Source organism: Asaia astilbis JCM 15831 (genome assembly GCF_000613845.1).
Lineage (GTDB): Bacteria > Pseudomonadota > Alphaproteobacteria > Acetobacterales > Acetobacteraceae > Asaia > Asaia astilbis.
On the sequence record NZ_BAJT01000001.1, the window covers coordinates 33,484 to 53,565 of the forward strand.

The window sequence follows — 20,082 nt, forward strand, 5'->3', positions numbered from 1 at the left end:
GAGGTCGGGTTTTGACCTTGACTGGCTTGCGTAACGTCGGTCCCGCGGCACGAAAAGATTTCGAAATCCTCGGCATTCGAACACGCGAAGAGCTCGCAGCCTGTGATGCGGATTCGCTTTATGAAAAGCTTTGTCTCGTGACGGGCGTACTGCACGACCCCTGTGTCCATGATGTCTTTTCTGCCGCTATTCATCAGTCGAAGACCGGTGAAGCCCTTGACTGGTGGTGGTTTACGCCTTCACGCAGATTACGAGAACAAAACGGAAGCTTTGTCGCCGTTTCAACAAGAACAAGGAAGATCTGATGCGACCTGCCCGTTTGTCAGCTGCTGTGGCTTTGTCGATGCTGGGAATTCTAGGGACGACCGCTCTTGCGGAAGATCGTCCCGTGTTCGCGCCGATGGACCCCGCGCGCATGTCCGATGTCATCCGGACGATGGCCTCTGATACTTTCGAAGGGCGCGCTCCAGGGACGATCGGCGCCGGGCGGACCGTGAATTTTCTGGTTGCCCAGTTTCAGGCGATCGGCTTGCAACCGGCTGGCGAGCATGGGACCTGGACACAGGAAGTCCCGATGGTCCACACGAAAATTGCTCCGAATTCTCGTGTCCAGCTGAAGCTCAACGGGTCTGCGGCGTTCGATTTCAGGCAGGCGCAGGAGATTTACCTGACGACCAGCCACCCCGTTACGCAGATCACCATCGACGACGCTCCCCTTGTTTTTGTCGGATATGGCGTCAAGGCACCCGGACGTGACTGGGATGACTTCAAGGGAGTCGATCTCAAGGGGAAGGTTGCCGTCTTCCTGATCAACGATCCTGATTTCTATGCCGAGAAGGGGGAAGTCGTCGCAGGGCGTTTTGGCGGTCGCACCATGACGTATTACGGCCGCTGGACCTATAAATTCGAAGAGGCAGCTCGTCAGGGCGCAATCGGCGCGCTGATCGTTCACGACACTGCCGCTGCCAGCTATCCCTGGAGCACGGTGATCGCACCGGGAGGGGAAAGTTTCGATCTCGACCGGGAGGGCGCGCAGGATTCGCTCGACCTTCGTGGATGGATCGAGGGCAAGGCAGCGCGCAGGCTTTTCGAGCGGGCGGGGCTCGATTTCGATGCCCTGAGCGCCAGCGCGCGCAGACCTGATTTCAAGCCGGTTCCTCTGACCGGGATGGGCCTGACGGCTTCGATCGACGTCACAACCCGCCGCTTGCAGAGCCGGAATATTCTGGCGAAGCTGCCGGGCACGACTCATCCGGATGAAACGATCATTTACGGCGCTCACTGGGACGCTTTCGGAAAGAGCAGAGGATCCCATGGCGAGCCACTGATTCGCCGCGGCGCGATCGATGATGCGTCAGGCATTGCTGCGGTCCTCGAGATTGCGCGCGCATTCAAGGCCGGCCCGCCTCCCGAGCGTACCATCGTGTTCGGCGCCTGGACTGCTGAAGAGCGGGGGCTCCTGGGTTCCAGCTGGTATGTCGCGCATCCGCTCGTGTCGTTGAACAAGGCCGTTGCCAATTTCACGATCGACGTGCTGCAGATGGCGGGGCTGTCGCGGAATGCTTTTATCGTCGGTGCCGGGCAGGACAGCCTGCAGGACGATTTTGCAACAATCGCAAAGGCTCAGGGACGTGTGACCCAAAACGAGGCTCTGCCTGAGCGCGGCGCGTTTTATCGGGCCGATCACCTGCCTTTCGCTCGCGCCGGTGTCCCCGTTCTGCCGATCATGGATCTGGCAGGCTATCCCGATCTGGTAAATGGCGGGGTGCCCGCGGGGCGTAAATGGCTCGAGGCTTATATGGCCTGCTATCACCAGCCTTGCGATGCCTGGAGCGCCAGCTGGGATCTTAGTGGAGCTGCCGAGGATGCTGCGGCGCTTTATGAAGTCGGACGTAGCCTGGCGTTCTCGCGGATGTGGCCGAGCTGGAAGCAGGGATCGGAATTCAAGGCAGTCCGTGAGCACTCCGAGGCGGAGCGTCCGGCTCTCTAAGGCCGTCTTCCATGGGGGAGGCGCGACGCTGGGCGTCAGGTTCAGGAGCTATTCTTCTTGACAAACCCCCTCCCTCCATGACTTCCAGCCGACATGATCCGGCTAACTGAACTCAGGCTTCCCCTCGACCATTCGGCTGACGCTCTGCGTGAGGCGATTATCGAGCGACTTGGTATCGAGGGCGCCTCGCTGCTCGATTTTTCGATTGCGCGTCGCGGATACGATGCGCGCAAGCGCGGGCGTATCACGCTGGTCTATAGTGTCGATTGCACGATCGCAGATGAAGCAGCCCTGCTTGCCGCGCATGAGAACACGCCCTCAGTCATGCCGGCACCAGATACAAGATACGTGGTGCCGGAAACAGGGCCAGCTGCGGGAGCAGGTCGCCCACGTCCGGTCGTGATCGGGGCTGGTCCTTGCGGGGTGATGGCCGCGCTTATTCTGGCGCAGGCCGGGTTGCGCCCGATCGTCATTGAGCGAGGCAAGATCGTCCGTGAGCGCACGGTCGATACCTTTGCGCTGTGGCGGCGTTCCGAACTGACGCCCGAGAGCAATGTGCAGTTCGGTGAGGGCGGCGCCGGGACCTTTTCTGACGGCAAGCTCTATAGCGGCGTGAGCGATCCTCGGCATCTGGGGCGCAAGGTCATGGAGGAGTTCGTCAAGGCGGGCGCGCCTGAGGAAATCCTCTACGTCTCGAAACCGCATATCGGCACCTTCAGACTGGTGACGATGGTCGAGCATATCAGGGCGGAGATTGAGCGTCTGGGCGGGACATATCGCTTCGGCGTTCGCGTGGATGGCCTCGTGACCGATGGCACGCCGCGTCGCCTGACAGGGCTCGTCCTGTCCGATGGGACGACGCTTGAGACTGACCATGCCATTCTCGCAGTCGGTCACAGTGCCCGTGACACGTTCGAAATGCTGCGCAAGGCCGATCTGCACATGCAGGCGAAGCCTTTCTCGATTGGCGTGCGTATCGAGCATCCGCAATCGCTCATCGATTGTGCCCGGTTTGGAGATCAGGGCGGTCATCCGCTTCTGGGTGCGGCCGATTACAAGCTGGTGCATCATGCGAAGAACGGACGAGCCGTCTATTCTTTTTGCATGTGTCCGGGTGGCACGGTCGTTGCCGCCACGTCAGAGCCCAATCAGGTCGTGACGAATGGGATGAGCCAATATTCGCGTGCGGAGCGTAATGCGAATGCAGGGATCGTAGTCGATGTGTCTCCCGAGCGCGATTATCCTGACGACGTTCTGGGCGGCGTCGCTTTTCAGCGCCACTGGGAACGTGCGGCATTCGTCGCAGGCGGGGGTGATTACAGAGCTCCGGCCCAGCGTGTGGAAGATTTTCTGGCGGGACGTCCGTCAACGACGCTCGGGGATGTTGTCCCCTCCTACAAGCCGGGCGTGACACCAACCGATCTGTCGCTGTGTCTGCCGGATTTTGCTGTCGAAGCGATCAGGGAGGCCCTGCCAGCATTTGAGCGCAAGCTCAGGGGCTTTTCCATGGGGGATGCTGTGCTGACAGGCGTGGAGACACGGACCTCGTCGCCCATCAGAATGCCGCGCGGCACCGACGGACAAAGTCCTGATCTCGCTGGCCTGTTTCCCGCAGGGAGGGCGCTGGTTACGCTGGCGGTATTCTCTCTGCCGGCATCGATGGCATTCGGGCAGCAGAATGGGTCATTGGGGCTCTGGCGCCAAAGCCGGTGTCCTGACCTGATCGCGGGAGAAACCGGAGAAAGGATCGGTCTGGAAACGAATAAAAGTTTCGTCTTTTTACAATAATAAAGGCGCTAAACCCTTATCCGTTGTCCTCGTTGGATGCTCGTCCTTGTTTATTCGGAGATGAGTCTCATGCCGCTGATCGATCCTCGCACACGCCATCCTCGTCCTCCTTTTGAGGCCCAGCCTCAGGAATTTCCGGGCGTCTCCGCCAAGATGAAGCCGCAGCCTGATTACGGCGAAGACTCCTATAAGGGTAGCAATCGCCTCTCAGGTCTCGTCGCTCTCATCACCGGCGGCGATTCAGGCATCGGTCGCGCGGTTGCCATTGCTTACGCTAAGGAAGGCGCGGACATTGCCCTTTCCTACCTCGATGCGGAAGAAACCGACGCGAAGGAAGTTGCCGCTTCCGTCGAGAAAACCGGTCGCAAATGCGTGCTTCTGCCGGGGGATATCAGAGAGAAATCCGTCTGCGAAAAGCTTGTTGCAACGACGGTCGAAAAGCTCGGCGGGCTGGATATTCTGGTCAATAATGCCGCGTTCCAGCATCCGAGAGAGAATTTTCTCGACATCACCGATGAGGAATGGCGCCGTCACTTCGATACGAACGTGCATGCCATGTTCTATCTGACCAAGGCAGCAATCCCGCATCTCAAGCCGGGTGCAGCGATCATCAACTCGTCCTCGGTCAACACGCGCGCGCCCTTGCCGATTCTCATTCCGTATTCGATGACGAAATCAGCCATCGCGAACTTCACGGTCAGCCTGGCAGGAAGCCTGGTCGAGAAGGGCATCCGGGTGAACGCTGTCATGCCCGGTCCGATCTGGACGCCGTTCATTGCTACGGGCATGCCGGAAGAGGAACAGGCAAAATTCGGCTCCCAGTCTCCGACCGGACGTCCGGGTCAGCCTTCGGAGCTGGCCGGTGCCTATGTCTATCTGGCAGATCCCGATAACAGCTACACCACAGGGGCCCTGCTGCCCGTTCACGGCGCCATGCCGCAGCTCTGAGCCTCGCCGAAAGAAGGATTGGGGAGAACACTCCCCAATCTGTTTTTCATCCTGATCCCTGTCCCCGCTGCAAGGCGCGGGACAGGTGGCCACTCCAGAAGAAACCTTTGCGCGGCCGTTCTTTCTCCTGACGGGCCTTCTTCTTCGGAACATGGTGATTTGCAGGGGCCGGGATCGGGAGTAAGATGGGTTCAGGACAGGCCAGGTTTCGAGACCCGGATGGCGCGTCCGGTCGACCATGAAGGAGACGAAGGTCATGTACCCACGTTCTTTTGCGGCTTTCGCCGCATCCCTGCCGATCTGCTTCTTCAGTCTGCCTGCCCTGGCTGGTTCTGCTGCCTCGACCGACATGGTCTCGCAGATCTCTGCTCCCAAAGCCGACACGGCGGCAACCACGATCAGCTTTACCCTCAAGGAAGTTGGCGGCGGTCTCGGCTATGAGTGGGGCAAAGGGATCCTGCACCATAATGGCAAGGATTATCGCTTCGAGATCGGTGGCGGCGGGATCGCCTCTCTTGGCTATATCAACGTCAAGGGGACGGGCACGGTCACAGACCTTGCGAAGCTCGATCAGTTCGATGGGACGTACTGGACGGTCAAAGCCGATGCGGCTGTCGGTTCAGGTGTCGGTGCGGCCGTGCTTGAAAACCAGTACGGTGTAAAGCTCGATCTCAAGATGCAAATCTCTGGCGCTCATGTGGGCGCTTCGGTCATGCGCCTGCGTTTCAGGCTCCTGCCCGACAAAACCGAAAAGCTTGCAGCGCAGTAAATCGCCTTGCAGCCGAGACGCAGGGGGTAAGAGCGTCCTTTCATGGAAATGACTGGCTGGCGCCTGACAGGGGCCTTGCTGAACTTTGCCGTTCAGATGGTATTCATTGCGCGAGCGTTGCTGCGTCCGCATCGTCAACCGGCCTCACGCGTCGCCTGGATTGCGATCATCGCGGCCCTGCCAGTGATCGGGACACTCGCCTATCTGATGTTAGGCGAAACCAATATGGGGCGCCGTCTCGTCGCCCGGATCAACGAGGCGCGCAAGGCGCTGCCCGTTCCGGGTAAGCAAAGTGACGATCTGATCGACGCGGAGGGCAGATATCATTTGCCGCCCCGTCTGGCGCCGCTGTTTCGTGTTGGGCAATCGGCAAGCGGCTACCTGCCGCAGGGCGGTAACCGGGCGATTTTGATGCCGGATTCAAATGCGGCAATCGACTCCATGGTGCGCGATATCGATGCGGCGATCGATCACGTGCACATCTGTTTCTATATCTGGCTGACAGATCGAAACGGGACAAAAATCATCGACGCGGTCTGTCGTGCAGCGTCGCGTGGCGTCACCTGCCGCGTGATGGCCGACGAGCTGGGATCGCGTCGCCTGATCGCCCATCCGGCCTGGAAGAAAATGGAGCAGGCCGGCGCACATCTGGTGCGTGCGATGCCAATGGGGAACATGATCACCTGGCCGCTGCATGGCCGTATGGACATGCGCAATCACCGCAAGATCGTCGTGATCGATAATCGTCTGACCTATTGTGGCAGTCAGAACTGCGCTGACCCGGAATTTCGCGTCAAGGCGCGTTTTGCGCCTGGGTCGATCTCATGACACGGTTTGAAGGTCCGGTCGTGCTGCAGAACCAGCACCTCTTTGCGACAGACTGGATGGCGCATACGGAGGAGGATCTCGGTCCGCTCATCGCTGCCGCTGACATCACGGAAGAGCAGGACGGCTTCGTCGCACAGGTGATTGGGACCAGCGCAGCCCTGCGTTATGCCGCGATGCCGGAAGTGTTCACGTCGCTCATGAATGCTGCGGCGACAGAGCTGACGGTGACGACGCCCTATTACGTGCCCGATGAGCCTATACAGGCAGCGCTTTGCGCCGCCGCACGGCGGGGCGTTCGGGTCACGATGACCGTCCCGGCGCGCAATGATTCCTGGATCGTCGCCGGAGCGAGCCGCAGCTATTATGAAGAGCTTCTGGAAGCTGGCGTGCGTCTGTTCGAATACCCGCATGGCCTGTTGCACACCAAGGCGCTGACACTCGATGGGCGCATGACCATGATCGGCTCTGCCAATCTAGATCGCCGCAGCTTTGACCTCAATTTCGAAAACAATATTCTGCTCAGTGATGAGGCATTTACGGCCGAGATACGGGCGCGGCAGCAGAGCTATCTCGATGCCTCGGATGAGGTCACGCTTGAGGCCGTGCGTGCCTGGCCCTGGCATCGCCGTCTGTGGCACAACGCGCTGGCCATGATCGGCCCCGTGCTCTGACGCGTTGCTAAATTCTGACGGCGAGCATCACGGCACGGGTTCGAAAAGGCAGTCATGCAGATGTTTCGTCAACGCTGCGTCTTGCGCAATCGCGTCGTCGAGTATCCCGGTGATTTCCCTGAGCGACAGGCTGTTCACAAGCCACGCCGCCTCGGCAGCTTTGAGGTCATCGAGAGTCAGGCTTCTTTCCTTGCATAGACCCAACCGGAGCAGCTCGGCACGCGCTGTGCCTGCTAGCGCGCCATCGTGCAAAGGAGGCGTAACCAGTCGCCCCTGTGAGAGAACAACAAGGCTCGCAGCACTTGCTTCGGCAATACGCACGCCATCGGCAGCCAGAAGAAGCGCGTCGTCATATCCTGCCTGATCGGCTTCGAGGCGGGAAAGAATCTGCGGCAAATAATTCAGATGTTTGATTCGGCTGAGGGGCGAGCTGCCGTCCCGGCGATAACGGCTGAGATGAAGATGACATGGGCCCGATGGGGGCGCAGGTGAGGCCTGTGTAATCAGAAGTGTGGGAGACGTTTTGGCGGCAGGCAATAACCCTCGGGGTCCCGGTCCTCTGGTCAGCGTCAGCCGTAAAGACCCTGACTGCAGACCATTGGCCTCGATGAGAGCCTCAAGGGAAGCACGCAGCCTGTCTACAGGCGGAAGAGGAATCTGAAGGAGCGTCGCGCCTTCAGCCAATCGGGCGAGATGCGCTTCAAGACGCCTGATGCGGCCCCGGCTCAGACGCATGGTTTCGAACACACCATCACCGAGCAGAAAGCCCCGATCCGAGGGATCGATCGCAAGCTGATCCGTGGTGATCAGATCTCCATTAAGCGAGGCATAGGTCATGGCCGGAACATGTCTAGGAGGGGAGCAGCTTTGAGGAGGAGTTCCTCATATTCGCGTTCGGGGTCCGAGAGCGTGGTAATCCCGCATCCGGCGCCCAAAGTGAGGCAATCGGATTTGAGCACGAGGCTGCGGATGACGACGCTGCTATCCAGAGCGCCGTCGGCCCCGATACGAAAAAGACTGCCGCAATAGGCGCCTCGTGACGCAGGCTCAGTTGCGTCGATGACTTTCAGGGCCTGATGTTTGGGTGCACCTGTCACCGAACCGGGAGGCAGCGTTGCGCGCAGCAGATCGAGCGCGGTCAGACCGTCGCTGAGCTGTCCGCGAACAGCCGAAACCAGATGATGCACATGCGTGAAACGCTCGACCTTGCACAGATCGGGCACATGCACCGAACCGAGATGCGCGACGCGACCGATATCGTTGCGCATCAAATCGGTGATCATCAGGTTCTCGGCATATTCCTTGTCGTCATGTGCCAGAGCCAAGGCGATAATGCTGTCTTCTTCCGGCGACTGCCCAAGTGGCGCCGTGCCCTTGATCGGTCGCGTCTCGATGAGCCTGTAGTCCATGCTGAGAAAACGTTCGACTGAAGCGCTGAGGAGGGCGAAATCCGGCGTGTTGAAATAGGCCCCGAAAGGAGCAGGAGAGACGCGCCTTACCCGACGATAAAGCGCGCTTGCTGAGAGCGGGGCTTCGAGGATGGCTCGGAACTGCGTTGTCAGATTGGCCTGAAACAGCTCGCCCTGATTGATACGGGCAATGATGTCCCTCACCACATCGCAAAACCCGTCGCGGTCAAGATCGGGCGTGAAAGTCAGGGGAGGGAGCGAAACGGTGGGCGCTGAGCAGCGCGGCAAGGGAACAGGAGGGGGCGCATCGCAGAAACTGCCCCAGAAGAGCTGTTTGTTCAGACGGTCGAAGACGAAGGCGCCTCATAACGGGCGAGGGTCAGGTCCGGGATGAAAGGCGCATGACGAGAGGGGATCTTTTCGAGAGCAAGACCGGCCTCGTAGCTCGCAAGACCGATCAGCCCTCCGGTAAAGGGCAGGGAGGACGCCTGCGTTTCTGGCGGAAGCAGCGTAGCCAGACGCGCCCAGTCCGACGGCGTGTCACCCTTCAGTGTCGCAGACGGGCGGCAGCAGAAAAACGACCAGCGCGCACGGTCATTGGCTGCGCCGCCGCTGTCGAGAAGCGCAGACCAGGGTTCGTTTCCATATTGCGCGATGAAAGCGTCTGGCGAGCGCCAGGGCAGTTCCTTGACGAGCATCAGGTGAGCCCGCCGTGCTGTCGGGGCTTTTCATCGCAGAGCGGACGACAGACCGGGGTCATGGGGACGAAAAACCGCATGGACTGGCCTTACTCCGCGCGTTCCGGCTCGTCCAGAGCGCGCGGAAAGTCGTGTCGATCAGGTGTTTTTTGGGTCGATGGTTTTGAAGCCGTAAGTGATGTAGTCGGGAATGACGCGTCCCTTCTCGACGCGTACGCTCAGATAGCCCTCAGGCGTGCCCAGCCGCGTGCCGTGCCACCAGTTTCCCGATACGGCACCGCCGGTGATGTAGGGAATGCCGTGCCAGACAACGGTCTCGTACACATGGGTGTGGCCCTGAAAAACGCCAATCACGTTGTAATGGTCGAACAGGTCGAGCACCTGATAGGCATTTTTGACGCGTATGCCCTGATGGGTCGGGGCCTTGCCGGGAGGCGGGGCGTAGTCGTCGACCGCGGTGACAAGCGGAATATGGGTCGACACGATCACCGGTGTGCCAACCGGCATCGAGGCGAGATCGTGGCTCAGCCAGGCGAGCTGTGCCGGGTCGATATACCCTTCATAGGCGCGGTCGGGCGTGATGCCGATGGAATCCAGCACAATGAAATGCACGCCTTTATGGTCGAAGGAGTAATAGGGCGCGCCGAAATTGTCGGTGTAATATTTCTTGCCGTAGAGCGGGTCTGAGGGCTCGATCCCGCTCTTGGTGTAGATGCCCATGCAATCGTGGTTGCCCATCGTGTTGTAAACCTGATGGCCCAGCGTCTCGGCTGTCTGCTTGTAAAGATCCATCAGGCTCAGGGCGCGGGATTTCGGCACACCGAGCGCGTCGAAAACATGGTCGCCCCCCTGAATGGTGAAATCGGCCTGAGCCGTTCGTGCCTGGCGGAAGCAATCGAGACAGCCTTTGGAGGCGGCCAGCTCAGGCTGGATATGCGTGTCCGTCAGAAAGAGAAAATTGAACGTTTCGTGGGGCAGCAGAGCAGGGCGCTGAGGCACGAGCGCAAGAGCGCGGTCACTGAGACCGACCGTTCCCGCAGCAAGGCCGGTCAGGGCTGCGGAACGAAGAAACCGGCGTCTTGGTAGAAGCATGAAAGCACCCTGTTGGCGGAAAAATGGAGGAAGAGTGCCGGAAGAAATACCGCCGCCCCTCTCGCACTTGGGTTAAGTTTCGGTGACATGACGGGCTTGTGTCCCGTGTGTTTGAGCTTCTGGGGCTGTCCCTCGATTGGCATCGAAAATGTAACGATGCGGGACCTGGGCTAGGAAGTTTGGCTCATTTCTGACCGGGTCTCCATTGACGCATTCAGCGGAAATGGTCGTTATGACGTCGAACCGTTTTGTCAGGAAATGCGATGCTCAGGCAGCAGAAAAACAGGCGCGATACAGGCCGCAAACTTGCTCTTCTGATGGGGGCAAGCCTCGTGCTTCTGCCACTCCAGGCCAAAGCAGACGGGATCGACAGCATTGTCAGCGATTATGACCGGTTCACCGCAGCGCTCGATCCGGTTTCTGCGGCATCGCGGGGCGATCAGGACGCTGCCGAGCGCTGGCCTGATGATACGCCTCAGGCTGAGGCCGCAAGACTGAAGCAGAGACTGGCCTTCAGGGAGCGTCTGTCTCATCTCGATCTCTCGACGCTTAAGGGCGAGGCGTTGCTGAGTGCACAGCTGATGATCTGGGAGAATGATCTGGCGATCGAAGGGCAGAAATTCGATCCCTCGCGTATCCCCTTCACTAGCGATGAAGGCTTCTATCAGGAAGTCGGCTATGCGGCCGATAATACGCCGTTGCGCAGTGAAGCTGACGCACGGCACTGGCTGGTCCGCATGGCGCGTATCGCCACCTATGATGCCCAGCAGACGGAGAATATGCGCAGAGGCATTGCCACGCAATTTGTCCAGCCGCGCCTGATCGCTGAAATCGCCCTGCATGCGGCTAAAGGGCAGGCAGAACTTCCCGAGCGGGATAATCCTGCCCTGCGTCCTTTCGACACGCTGCCCAAGACCATGCCCGCCGCGTTGCGTCAGTCGCTCCGCGCCGAGGGCGAGCGGATCGTGCATGAGAAGATCAAACCAGCCGAACAGGCGCTGGCCCGGTTTTTCGAGACCGAATATCTGCCGGCAAGCCGTGACAGCCTTGGTGCGTCCTCCCTGCCAGACGGGCGCGCTTATTACGCCTATCTCGTGAAGAGCGAGACCACGACCAGTTTGACCCCTGACCGTATCTTCGAGCTCGGGCAATCCGAGATCGCACGTATCCATCGGGAGATGCAGCATCAGATGGATGCGGTTGGCTTTCACGGGGATTTCAAGGCGTTTGTTGCGACGATCAAGGCCGATCCGCGCTTTTATGTCACCTCACGTCAGGCGCTGCTCGAGCGGGCGAGTTTCCTCGCCAAGAAGATCGATGGCGAACTTCCAAGGCTGATCGGCAAATTGCCCCGTCTGACTTATGGTGTGCGCGAGGTGCCGCGCGCGATTGAAGAAGGCTACACGACCGGGCGTTACGATCCGGGGAGCCCGGCTCTGGGGATTTCGGGTGGGCTGATGATCAATACCTCGCATCTCGATCAGCGACCGCTTTACGAATTGCCGTCTCTGGTCGCGCATGAGGGTGTGCCCGGGCATCACATCCAGATCGCGCTGGCGCAGGAGATGTCCGATCTACCGGGATTTCGACGCGACTATGCGACAACGGCCTTTGTGGAGGGCTGGGCGCTTTATTCCGAGCAGATCGTGAGCGAGATCGGACTTTATCCAACGCCCTATGAACGGTTCGGTCAGCTTTCGATGGAAATGTGGCGCGCCTGCCGTCTGGTCATGGATGTGGGTATTCATTGGAAAAACTGGTCACGCGATCAGGCACTGGCCTGTCTGCGGGAGAACACGGCGCTTGCGGAGAAAAATATCCAGAACGAGACCAATCGCTACATTTCATGGCCTGGTCAGGCGCTCGGCTATAAAATCGGGGAGCTAACCATTCTCGATCTGCGCCATCAGGCCGAAAAAGCGCTCGGCACTGCATTCGATGAGAGGCGCTTCCACGATCTCGTTCTGGACGAAGGCGCGATGCCGCTTGCTCTGCTGCGTCAGCGTGTCAAAGACTGGATTGCCGCCGAAAAACATCACGCGCCCTGAGAGGGTGAAAATCAGGCAGATCAGGGAATGACTTCCCGTGATCTGCCTGCGTAGGTCAGCGAAGGCCGCCCGAGGCGATAAGGGTCTCGCCCGTGAGCCAGCGGGAGTCGTCTGAGCCGAGGAAAACGGCCAGGGGGGCGATGTCCTGCACGGTGCCTGTACGACCGAGAGGCGTCTGGGCGATGACACCCTGTTCCATCTCCGACCCGATCACGCTGGCCGTCTGCGTTCCTTCAGTCTTGATCAGGCCCGGATTGATCGCATTGACCCGGATCTGACGCGGCCCAAGCTCTTTCGCCAGTGAGCTGGTGATGGCGTCGATGGCTCCCTTCGTGCCGGTATAAACGGCAGAATGGGCCGGAGTAACGCGCGAGACGACCGAGCTGATATTGATGATGCTACCGCCTTCACCAAGATGCGGGCTCGCGGCCTGAATGACGAGCAGGGTGCCCAACACATTGATGTCGAAGAGACGATGGAAATGGGATTCTGTGATGTCGTCGATCCCGGCGAACTCATAGACGCCCGAATTATTCACCAGAATATCGAGCCGACCGAAGCTGCTGATGGCCTTGTCGATCAGGTTGCCTGCATCGCTCTTCTTCGAGACATCGCCCTGCACAGCGACGGCTTTGCCGCCTGCAGCGGTAATGGCGGCGACGACCTTGTCCGCCCCCTCGCGGCTGGAAGCGTAATTGACGACAACCGAAGCCCCTTCCTTCGCCAGAGCCTGGGCGATTTCGGCCCCAATTCCTTTGGAGGCACCCGTAACGACTGCGACTTTACCTGAGAGCTTGCTCATGAATGGTCTTCCTGAAGGGCTGCGTGCCTGGCCTGGAGAAAACGGTTCGGCATACGCAAAGAGGGAAAAGAGTAGGGTCCATGTCTTTATTTGTGGAGCGATTGCTCCAACATCATGCATATGAGGCGTCAGTCTCGGGTTTCAAGGATTTCTGGAGCGATGGATCCAAAAAAAAGTTCGACCACTCGGCGGCCGAGGGGCCGCCCTCCCGCATTTGACCGGGACGCAGTGGTTGATGCCGCCATGCGTCTTTTCTGGGACCGTGGATATGAGGGGACGAGCTTCGATGAGCTGATTGCAGTCATGGGGATCAGCGCCTCGAGTTTCTACAACAGCTTTGGGAGCAAGGAGGCGTTGTATCACGAGACGATCGAGGCTTATGCAAAGCAGGCTGGTACCTGGTTTAACGCAGCTTTGGCTGATAGCGCGACAACGGCAGCAGCCTTCCGCTCGCTCTTCGAGGTTGCTGCGTATGAATTCACGCGGAGCGATCGACCCGCAGGATGCATGATTGCAGCAGCGGTTACGCAATGCTCTCCGGCTCAATCCCGGCTGAAAGGGATGATGATCGATATGAGGCGCTTCAGTGAGGACGCGATGCGCCTGCGCCTTTCCATCGGGGTTAAGGAGGGAGATCTAGCGCCCCGTCTCGAGATCGATGTCCTGGCAGGTTTTTTCAGCACCGTGCTGCAGGGGCTCGGCGTTCAGGCCCGTGACGGAGCAAGCCGCGAAAAATTGATCGAAATTGGTCGCGTTGCTGCGGGCCTTCTAGATGCCCGTCCCGACCATTGATGGATGGAGCTTTCAGAGGTGATGAGCGTGAAATATGAGGAAAGATCGTTATCATATGAAAGAGAGCAAGGCGTTTTACGCGTTGAAGTAAGAAAAGCTGGTCCCTAAATGTGGGCACGAATTAGAAGAAGTATTTCCGACACGTCTCTCTCGGGCTCCACCAGTTTTTGTAAAGGCATCAAAGCAGTCAATGTCCATAGAAAGCTCTGCCAACGCTCCTAACCCCGAGGCACGGGCTTCATCTGGAGGCTCGAAAGAGGCTGCTGCGGAGCCTAATCCTTATCTGGTGCCGACAGATCTGCCGACAAATGATGCGGGAGAGGGCATTTATTTCGACTTCAACTGGGGCGCCCGCGTTCTGTTGCCGCCTAAGCCTGACGGGCGCTGGCGGGCGACACTGACGGATCTGGATAATTCAACGATTATCTATCAGGGCGAACTTGAAGAGGGGCACCTCTCTTCGACCAAGAAATTCTATATTCGTTTTGCAATCGATGTGCAGCGTATTGCGTCGGACGGCACAGAAACTCAGGTTTTGCATCATGAGTTCGATGCACGTGACAAGATTGTGCTGGTGCAGCTCCCTGTCGGAACTCTCGGTGATACGCTCGGTTGGTTCCCTTATGTGGCGCGTTTTGCAGAGCAGAGCGGGGCGCGGGTTATCTGTTGTCTGGCAGGTGTTTTCATCCCGCTTTTCGCCAAGGCCTATCCTGAAATCGAATTGACGACGAAGGAAGATCTCGAAGAAAGCCCCCTGCGTTCGCAGATCTACGCGACCTATCATGTCGGTCTCTTTTTCGATGATACTGACAATATTAATCAGCCCTGCGATTTCCGCTATGTCGGTCTGCATCGCACGGCGGGCTACATTCTGGGAGTCGATCCCACAGAGTCAGCGCCGAAAATCGTCCTCGAAGACGATACACGTCCGATCGAAGAGCCTTATGTGTGCATTGCAACCCAAGCCTCGTCGCAGTGCAAATACTGGAATAACCCGGGCGGGTGGCTGGGCGTCATAGCGTTTCTCAAAAAGCGTGGCTATCGCGTGATCTGCATCGATCAGAAGCCCTATAGCGGTACTGGCATCGTCTGGAATCAGATACCCCATGGGGCAGAAGATCAGACAGGTAATCGTCCTCTGACGGAGCGTGCACGCTGGCTCAAACACGCGGATCTTTTTGTCGGTCTGAGCTCTGGCCTGAGCTGGCTCGCCTGGGCTGCAGGCACGAAGACGGTCATGATCTCCGGCTTTACGCATCCGAATAACGAGTTTCAGACGCCTTGGCGGATCATTTCATGGCATGCCTGCAATTCCTGTTGGAACGACCCCCGTCACATGTTCGACCATAATGATTTTCTCTGGTGCCCGAGGCACGCCAACACCGAGCGGCAGTTCGAGTGTTCCAAACTGATTTCAACTGACGTGGTTACCAAAAACATCGCTGACGCTTTAGAAGCCTGATTTTTGCGTTAAAGGTGTCGGCATGTAGTCCCAACTAGAAAACAATCCACCTTTAGCCGAGTGCCCAACAGAGGCAGAATATAACATTTGCGTCGCGATAAAATGCACTGCGGCTCATACCAGTGCAGATGATCCTACAATCTTGAGATCACAGAGAAGCTCTGCACGTTTTATTGTCGAGTTCGATCTGTTAGTTAAATATGGTGGTTCATTGCGTTCTCATCGTTTCAATGGAGCTCTGTAAAACAGCCATTTTTATCCCCTGGGTATCGATCTCCAGTAGATTGGCTCTAAGATCTTCTGGCGGAAAGGTGAGGTTTGGTGTTGCCGCTTTTCGTGATGAGCATGAGGCGTGCTGTGTTATCCCTTGATGAGTGGCAAATCTGCGAGCCTCAGGTTAACGCGGCGCGTCTTAGGAAGAGAACGTGTGCTGTGCCAACTGCGTTGGACTGCATTTGCGATTTTCTGCCGCCACCGGCACGGCGCGAAATGGCAGGTGGTCCCGTCAGGACTGGTACCTTGCCATGAAGCGTCCACGATGCGTTGCCTAGTGAAAGCCTCTCTATGTTGACTGCGGTGGGGGCTATGCTTCTAATAAGAACTCTAGCGCAGTCTGTTTAAGAGGTTTGACAAAGCCTAAAGGTCTGCAGTCACTGACAACTTGAAGGTACGAGGCAAGTTGGGGATCAAATAACCATTGAAACTGCTCTGCCAGAAACGGGCGTTAGCGATATTGTCTACACCAAATCTTGCCGTCAAAGCCTTGTGGTCGACAACAAAACTCCAACGGGCACCAAGATCGAAGCGCGTCCAGTTCGGTATTCGTAGAGTATTAGCTTGATCTACCCATTGATGCCCGGTCTGGACGACACGTCCTGTAACGGTGGCCCCTTCGACAAACGGTAAATCGTACTCAAGGTTTCCGTTTATGTAGTAACCGGGAACCCCGACGGCACGCTTCCCTTCTGTCGGAGCATCAAAGGTATTTAGTTGCGTTGCTTCTATGATTGAGGTGCCACCATTAAAGCGTAATCCTTTCAGTATTCGACCGTTAATGTTGAGCTCAGCCCCGCGGTTCCGTTGCGTTCCGTTTAGCACGAAGAGCTGCTTACCGGAGTCACCAATAGGGATATTTACCCCATTCGGTTGATTCAATTGAAAAACGTCGATTGTAGTCGTGAAATGACCAGTATCGTATTTGACTCCTGCTTCATATTGAATTGTCGCGTATGGTGGAAAGATCTGGCCCTTGTTAACAACATTGCCACGCGCAGTTAAACCTGGAGCGAGACTCCCAATCCGATTGAAATATAATGCTGAGTGACGCGTGGGATGAAATACAAATCCTATAATTGGGCTAATCTTCCCTTTTGAATACCTGTTTATACTTTGTCCATCGTCACGCTGGTAATCGTAAGTGTTTATTCCAATATTCTGAAAGCGAAATCCGGCAGTTAATGAAAACCTATCATCAAACATCTTGACTGTATCGGAGAAGAATAAGCTCCAAAGACGCTTACGATTGGCTAAGTTTGATTTTCCAAAATTGCCACTAATATCAGTCTCAGGCGGCGGAAGTGGAGATAAAATTGGATCGTAAATATTCGTATACTGTCTGGTGTCATCAGTTGTTGATGCATAACCAGTGGCATCTCTATTCCAGAGCGCTGAACCTCCGACATTTACCTCATGTTTGATAGGATCTGTCTCGAAATTTGAACGCACACCACTTTGCACACTTTCATTTGTTACCTGATCGGGGCCATTAGTCCCTCCGTTATAAGCATCTCCTGTCTGTGTGTTAATAATCGTCGTATTTCCGTAATTTCCTTTTTCGTCCCCGCCTAACGCGCCGAAATTTACGTATACTGTTAGATGGTCGCCAAAATCATGTTCGGCTTTCAATTTTCCAAAGATATATTTTAGATCCGTATAAGACCACGGTTGAGCGTAATTTGTGCTCGGCGAAGGAGGACGTGGAACGGCAATCGGGTTCGATGAATTCGATCTGTATGGGAAGAACACTCCCAAACGCCCAGCATTGACACCCTCGTTTTCGTAATCAAGGTCGATCGCAACACGAGTATGCTTAGATGGATCATGCCAATCAAATGCGGCACCTGCGACCAGAGAATGACGACGCTCTCGATCAACACTTGTCGTCCCGCGACGTCCCGCCACGTTGACCCTCAAGCCGAATGCCTTATCGCGCCCAAAACGTCGACCGATATCAATGGCCCCACCGCCCATAGAGCTCCCCGTGTAATCGGCGGTGATACGCGTGATGGGTTTATTTTTTGCACGCTTGAACTCTAAATTAATATTGCCACCCTGCGCGGAGCCACCAGGAGCAGCACCGAATAAAAAAGCGCTCGGGCCGTTAAGAACCTGAACCTTCTCATAAAGTTGCGGCGAAACAATTTGGTCTGGTGCCACCCCGTAGAGCCCGTCAAGTGCGACGTCACCGCTCTTGGTTTCAAAGCCTCGAATAACGAATGTTTCCGAATAATTGGCGAAACCGTAAGTCGTGCGCACGGCGGGATCGTTTAAGAGGACTTCGCCTAGCGTTCGAGATTGTTGATTAAGAATGAGGCTCGATGTGTAGGTTCTTATATTGAAGGGAGTATCGAGGCCTTTTAGGTTACCAAGTGCACCAAGGTTGCCACCTGATAATACCTGCATCATATTTTCGCGCTTTGCGTATACGAGGATGTGCTCATCCCTCGTTTTTTTTATCCTTCATATTTTCTCGAGGGACTCTCTCTCCCGAATTTGGATTAGTTTGGGAGCGATCCCGTGCTTTTGCTGGGATTGGTAAAGCTGTGCACATCGCAAGAACGGCAGAAAAAGCAAACGAACGTCGATTCAACGCAGCGAGAAGTAAATAGCTCAAAGTGGCAACCTTGCTGGATTCCTAAAAACAATGAGATTAAATATATGATAATAAGAAGCATTCGCAACAAGAATTCGTCGAAATAGGGTACTTCCCGTCTGAACGTAAGGCGTGTGATGAGCATAGAACCGCAGGCCCTCTACGACCTCCCGGTCTTGTGTTTGGTGAAAAGCTGAGGGTTGCTGTGCGCTACTTCGTCGAACTCAATCAGCTCTACAGAGGGAAAGCGAGCCTTATCTTGACCTCGCGCCAGAGGGCCTCTTGTGCGGCAAGATCGAGATCCGAGAGCGTGGAGCCGGTTTCGGCCAGGATAGCCTCCATGGCTTCAATTCGTCGGGTGAATTTGGCGTTGCCCTGGCGCAGGCAGGCCTCCGGATCGAGGCCGAGCTTGCGGGCAAGGCTGGCAACGGTGAACAGAACATCGCCCACCTCGTCTTCGAGACGGCTCTTGTCGCCGAGTGGCAATTCGGCGCGCACCTCAGCGAGTTCCTCGTTGATTTTTTCCAGAACCTGCTCCGGAGTGTCCCAGTCAAATCCCACACGGGCGGCGCGCTTGCCCAGTTTTTCGGCCCTTATGAGCGCGGGGAGAGCGGGAGCAACGCCTGCCAGAACACCATATTCCGATTTTGCTGCGCGCTCCGCTTGCTTGTTGCGTTCCCAGAGATCGGAATCGAGCTCCTGATCGGCAAAGACATGCGGATGACGGCGGATCATCTTGTCGCTGATCTGACGCGCGACATCAGCGAAGTTGAAGCGTCCCGCCTCTTCGGCGATGCGTGCCTGATAAATTACCTGCAGAAGCAGATCGCCCAGCTCATCGGGCAGTGCCTGCCAGTCCTCGCGGGCGATGGCGTCCATGACCTCATAGGCTTCCTCAATTGCGAAAGGAGCGATGGTTTCGTGTGTTTGAACCCGATCCCACGGGCAGCCGGTCTGCGGATCGCGCAGACGGATCATGATGGAAAGCAGACGATCGAGTTCTTCAGCAGCGTTCAAGACAGGCTCCGGCAATATGGGGGCGCCGCCGCGTACAGACAGCGTTTTCGTGGCTTTCCACTTATGGGCATGTTCGACGGATCAGTCGTCGAATTTTGGCTTTAATGGCTTCTGGAATTTCAGGACGACCTGATCCGTGTGGCCTTTGATCGCTTTATCGAACACCGGCAGCGTGTGGCTGTCAGCCGGGTTACGCAAGACGGCGCTGTTGGCGACGAGCTGGAACCCGACGGATTCAACTTGCTGGATAATCAGGGCCGGGTCGATGCGATGGAGGGTGTTCGGTGCGGTCGTTCCGGTGCCGGTCAGGGCCACATGGTCGATCACCATGAAAATACCGCCAGGCTTGAGTGCCTGGAAGATGGCCTTGTCCATACGCAAAGCTGTTTCGGGTCCCATTCCGCCGTACACATCGTGGTAGTTCTGCGAGGTCCAGACGAGGTCCAGCGGTTTATCGACGCGGAAATCGACAATTGGCGTCACGACGACCGAGACATTGCCGAAATCCGGGCTACCGCCAATGGCCTTGGCTTTTTGTGCAATCTGGGGATGTCGCGCGACCATCTCCGCGGGCACGACGGCAAAGACCTGACCGGACGGACCCGTTTCCAGGCTCAACAAACGCGTGAAATAGCCTCCTCCCGGCATCAGATCGGCTGCGACGGCCCCTTTCTGAAGTGGTGCGAGCGCAAGGAGATCCTGTGGTTTGCGCAGGGCGTCACGCGCGCGATCAGCGGCCGGACGGGCCTCGGACGCGAGCAGAGATGCTGACATAGCGCTGTCGGGCGTGCGCGTCGCCGACGAAGCTGCAGCGGGCTGGGCCTGAGCGTTAGGGAAAGACGCCCAGACCAGACTGGTCAGGATGAGGGAGAGAGTGCAGCTGGGCTTCATACCGG

General features: G+C 57.2%; 17 protein-coding genes and 1 pseudogene. 10 read left to right on the forward strand and 8 right to left on the reverse strand.

Annotation, left to right across the window (positions count from 1 at the left end):
* The first annotated feature begins 11 nt into the window (after positions 1 to 11).
* The 7 genes and pseudogenes from JCM15831_RS20710 to JCM15831_RS22090 all read left to right on the forward strand — a co-directional run bounded on the left by JCM15831_RS20710 (position 12) and on the right by JCM15831_RS22090 (position 6,994).
* Positions 12 to 305, forward strand: a complete 294-nt coding sequence (locus JCM15831_RS20710; RefSeq protein ID WP_025821827.1) for a helix-hairpin-helix domain-containing protein — start codon at positions 12 to 14, stop codon at positions 303 to 305.
* Entirely contained in the window at positions 305 to 1,990 is a 1,686-nt protein-coding gene (locus JCM15831_RS00155) for a M28 family metallopeptidase (RefSeq protein WP_025821829.1), read from the forward strand. Before JCM15831_RS20710 ends, JCM15831_RS00155 begins: the two co-directional genes overlap by 1 nt.
* 93 nt (positions 1,991 to 2,083) lie before the next feature.
* A pseudogene (locus JCM15831_RS15370) lies at positions 2,084 to 3,708 on the forward strand (NAD(P)/FAD-dependent oxidoreductase).
* 139 nt (positions 3,709 to 3,847) lie between these two features.
* Positions 3,848 to 4,726 carry an SDR family oxidoreductase gene (locus JCM15831_RS00165; RefSeq protein WP_025821832.1) on the forward strand — a complete coding sequence of 293 codons (879 nt, stop codon included), beginning with the start codon at positions 3,848 to 3,850 and terminating at the stop codon, positions 4,724 to 4,726.
* 256 nt (positions 4,727 to 4,982) lie between these two features.
* On the forward strand, positions 4,983 to 5,495 hold the full coding sequence (locus JCM15831_RS15375) for a hypothetical protein (protein ID WP_025821834.1): 513 nt from the start codon (positions 4,983 to 4,985) through the stop codon (positions 5,493 to 5,495).
* Between the two features lie 42 nt (positions 5,496 to 5,537).
* Positions 5,538 to 6,323 (forward strand): phospholipase D-like domain-containing protein, encoded by a 786-nt coding sequence (locus tag JCM15831_RS22085; protein WP_232227902.1) that lies wholly within the window; start codon positions 5,538 to 5,540, stop codon positions 6,321 to 6,323.
* The gene (locus JCM15831_RS22090; RefSeq protein ID WP_232227903.1) at positions 6,320 to 6,994 is read left to right on the forward strand and encodes a phospholipase D-like domain-containing protein; all 675 of its coding nucleotides are present in this window, start codon (positions 6,320 to 6,322) and stop codon (positions 6,992 to 6,994) included. Before JCM15831_RS22085 ends, JCM15831_RS22090 begins: the two co-directional genes overlap by 4 nt.
* 27 nt (positions 6,995 to 7,021) lie before the next feature.
* Here the strand turns inward: JCM15831_RS22090 and JCM15831_RS00180 are convergent, their stop codons facing one another.
* The 4 genes from JCM15831_RS00180 to JCM15831_RS00190 all read right to left on the reverse strand — a co-directional run bounded on the left by JCM15831_RS00180 (position 7,022) and on the right by JCM15831_RS00190 (position 10,193).
* Positions 7,022 to 7,831 (reverse strand): aminotransferase class IV, encoded by an 810-nt coding sequence (locus tag JCM15831_RS00180; RefSeq protein ID WP_025821836.1) that lies wholly within the window; start codon positions 7,829 to 7,831, stop codon positions 7,022 to 7,024.
* The gene (locus JCM15831_RS15385) at positions 7,828 to 8,610 is read right to left on the reverse strand and encodes an anthranilate synthase component I family protein (protein WP_198024204.1); all 783 of its coding nucleotides are present in this window, start codon (positions 8,608 to 8,610) and stop codon (positions 7,828 to 7,830) included. The genes JCM15831_RS00180 and JCM15831_RS15385 overlap by 4 nt, the downstream gene beginning before the upstream one ends.
* Positions 8,611 to 8,741: 131 nt before the next feature.
* A complete protein-coding gene (locus JCM15831_RS21250; protein ID WP_156938669.1) occupies positions 8,742 to 9,101 on the reverse strand; it encodes a hypothetical protein in 360 nt (119 codons plus the stop codon).
* 138 nt (positions 9,102 to 9,239) lie between these two features.
* A complete protein-coding gene (locus JCM15831_RS00190) occupies positions 9,240 to 10,193 on the reverse strand; it encodes a metallophosphoesterase family protein (RefSeq protein WP_025821838.1) in 954 nt (317 codons plus the stop codon).
* A 263-nt stretch (positions 10,194 to 10,456) separates the two neighbouring features.
* On the opposite strand from JCM15831_RS00190, the gene JCM15831_RS00195 reads away from it, so the two are divergent.
* Complete coding sequence (locus JCM15831_RS00195) at positions 10,457 to 12,241, forward strand: DUF885 domain-containing protein (protein WP_025821840.1); 1,785 nt, start codon at positions 10,457 to 10,459, stop codon at positions 12,239 to 12,241.
* A 55-nt stretch (positions 12,242 to 12,296) separates the two neighbouring features.
* Here JCM15831_RS00195 and JCM15831_RS00200 read toward each other — a convergent pair whose 3' ends face one another.
* The gene (locus tag JCM15831_RS00200; protein ID WP_025821842.1) at positions 12,297 to 13,043 is read right to left on the reverse strand and encodes a glucose 1-dehydrogenase; all 747 of its coding nucleotides are present in this window, start codon (positions 13,041 to 13,043) and stop codon (positions 12,297 to 12,299) included.
* 243 nt (positions 13,044 to 13,286) lie between these two features.
* Here JCM15831_RS00200 and JCM15831_RS00210 point away from each other — a divergent pair, with 243 nt between their 5' ends.
* The gene (locus tag JCM15831_RS00210; protein ID WP_025821846.1) at positions 13,287 to 13,835 is read left to right on the forward strand and encodes a TetR/AcrR family transcriptional regulator; all 549 of its coding nucleotides are present in this window, start codon (positions 13,287 to 13,289) and stop codon (positions 13,833 to 13,835) included.
* Positions 13,836 to 14,025: 190 nt separating this feature from the next.
* Positions 14,026 to 15,297, forward strand: coding sequence for an autotransporter strand-loop-strand O-heptosyltransferase (locus tag JCM15831_RS00215; protein WP_025821849.1), 1,272 nt, complete (start codon positions 14,026 to 14,028; stop codon positions 15,295 to 15,297).
* A 636-nt stretch (positions 15,298 to 15,933) separates the two neighbouring features.
* On the opposite strand, the gene JCM15831_RS15390 is transcribed toward JCM15831_RS00215, so the two are convergent.
* The 3 genes from JCM15831_RS15390 to JCM15831_RS00230 form a co-directional block, all read right to left on the reverse strand.
* Positions 15,934 to 17,982, reverse strand: a complete 2,049-nt coding sequence (locus JCM15831_RS15390) for a TonB-dependent receptor (RefSeq protein ID WP_051528218.1) — start codon at positions 17,980 to 17,982, stop codon at positions 15,934 to 15,936.
* A 421-nt stretch (positions 17,983 to 18,403) separates the two neighbouring features.
* The gene (gene mazG / locus JCM15831_RS00225) at positions 18,404 to 19,186 is read right to left on the reverse strand and encodes a nucleoside triphosphate pyrophosphohydrolase (RefSeq protein ID WP_269530197.1); all 783 of its coding nucleotides are present in this window, start codon (positions 19,184 to 19,186) and stop codon (positions 18,404 to 18,406) included.
* Between the two features lie 81 nt (positions 19,187 to 19,267).
* Positions 19,268 to 20,077, reverse strand: a complete 810-nt coding sequence (locus JCM15831_RS00230; protein WP_025821853.1) for a class I SAM-dependent methyltransferase — start codon at positions 20,075 to 20,077, stop codon at positions 19,268 to 19,270.
* Positions 20,078 to 20,082 lie beyond the last annotated feature (5 nt).

Bases quoted from the DNA above. Each gene is read 5' to 3' on its own strand.
- JCM15831_RS00155 (WP_025821829.1), top strand. From the start codon at position 305: ATGCGACCTGCCCGTTTGTCAGCTGCTGTGGCTTTGTCGATGCTGGGA.
- JCM15831_RS00165 (WP_025821832.1), top strand. From the start codon at position 3,848: ATGCCGCTGATCGATCCTCGCACACGCCATCCTCGTCCTCCTTTTGAG.
- JCM15831_RS15375 (WP_025821834.1), top strand. From the start codon at position 4,983: ATGTACCCACGTTCTTTTGCGGCTTTCGCCGCATCCCTGCCGATCTGC.
- JCM15831_RS22085 (WP_232227902.1), top strand. From the start codon at position 5,538: ATGGAAATGACTGGCTGGCGCCTGACAGGGGCCTTGCTGAACTTTGCC.
- JCM15831_RS22090 (WP_232227903.1), top strand. From the start codon at position 6,320: ATGACACGGTTTGAAGGTCCGGTCGTGCTGCAGAACCAGCACCTCTTT.
- JCM15831_RS00180 (WP_025821836.1), bottom strand. From the start codon at position 7,831: ATGACCTATGCCTCGCTTAATGGAGATCTGATCACCACGGATCAGCTT.
- JCM15831_RS21250 (WP_156938669.1), bottom strand. From the start codon at position 9,101: ATGCTCGTCAAGGAACTGCCCTGGCGCTCGCCAGACGCTTTCATCGCG.
- JCM15831_RS00190 (WP_025821838.1), bottom strand. From the start codon at position 10,193: ATGCTTCTACCAAGACGCCGGTTTCTTCGTTCCGCAGCCCTGACCGGC.
- JCM15831_RS00195 (WP_025821840.1), top strand. From the start codon at position 10,457: ATGCTCAGGCAGCAGAAAAACAGGCGCGATACAGGCCGCAAACTTGCT.
- JCM15831_RS00200 (WP_025821842.1), bottom strand. From the start codon at position 13,043: ATGAGCAAGCTCTCAGGTAAAGTCGCAGTCGTTACGGGTGCCTCCAAA.
- JCM15831_RS00210 (WP_025821846.1), top strand. From the start codon at position 13,287: ATGCGTCTTTTCTGGGACCGTGGATATGAGGGGACGAGCTTCGATGAG.
- JCM15831_RS00215 (WP_025821849.1), top strand. From the start codon at position 14,026: ATGTCCATAGAAAGCTCTGCCAACGCTCCTAACCCCGAGGCACGGGCT.
- JCM15831_RS15390 (WP_051528218.1), bottom strand. From the start codon at position 17,982: ATGATGCAGGTATTATCAGGTGGCAACCTTGGTGCACTTGGTAACCTA.
- JCM15831_RS00230 (WP_025821853.1), bottom strand. From the start codon at position 20,077: ATGAAGCCCAGCTGCACTCTCTCCCTCATCCTGACCAGTCTGGTCTGG.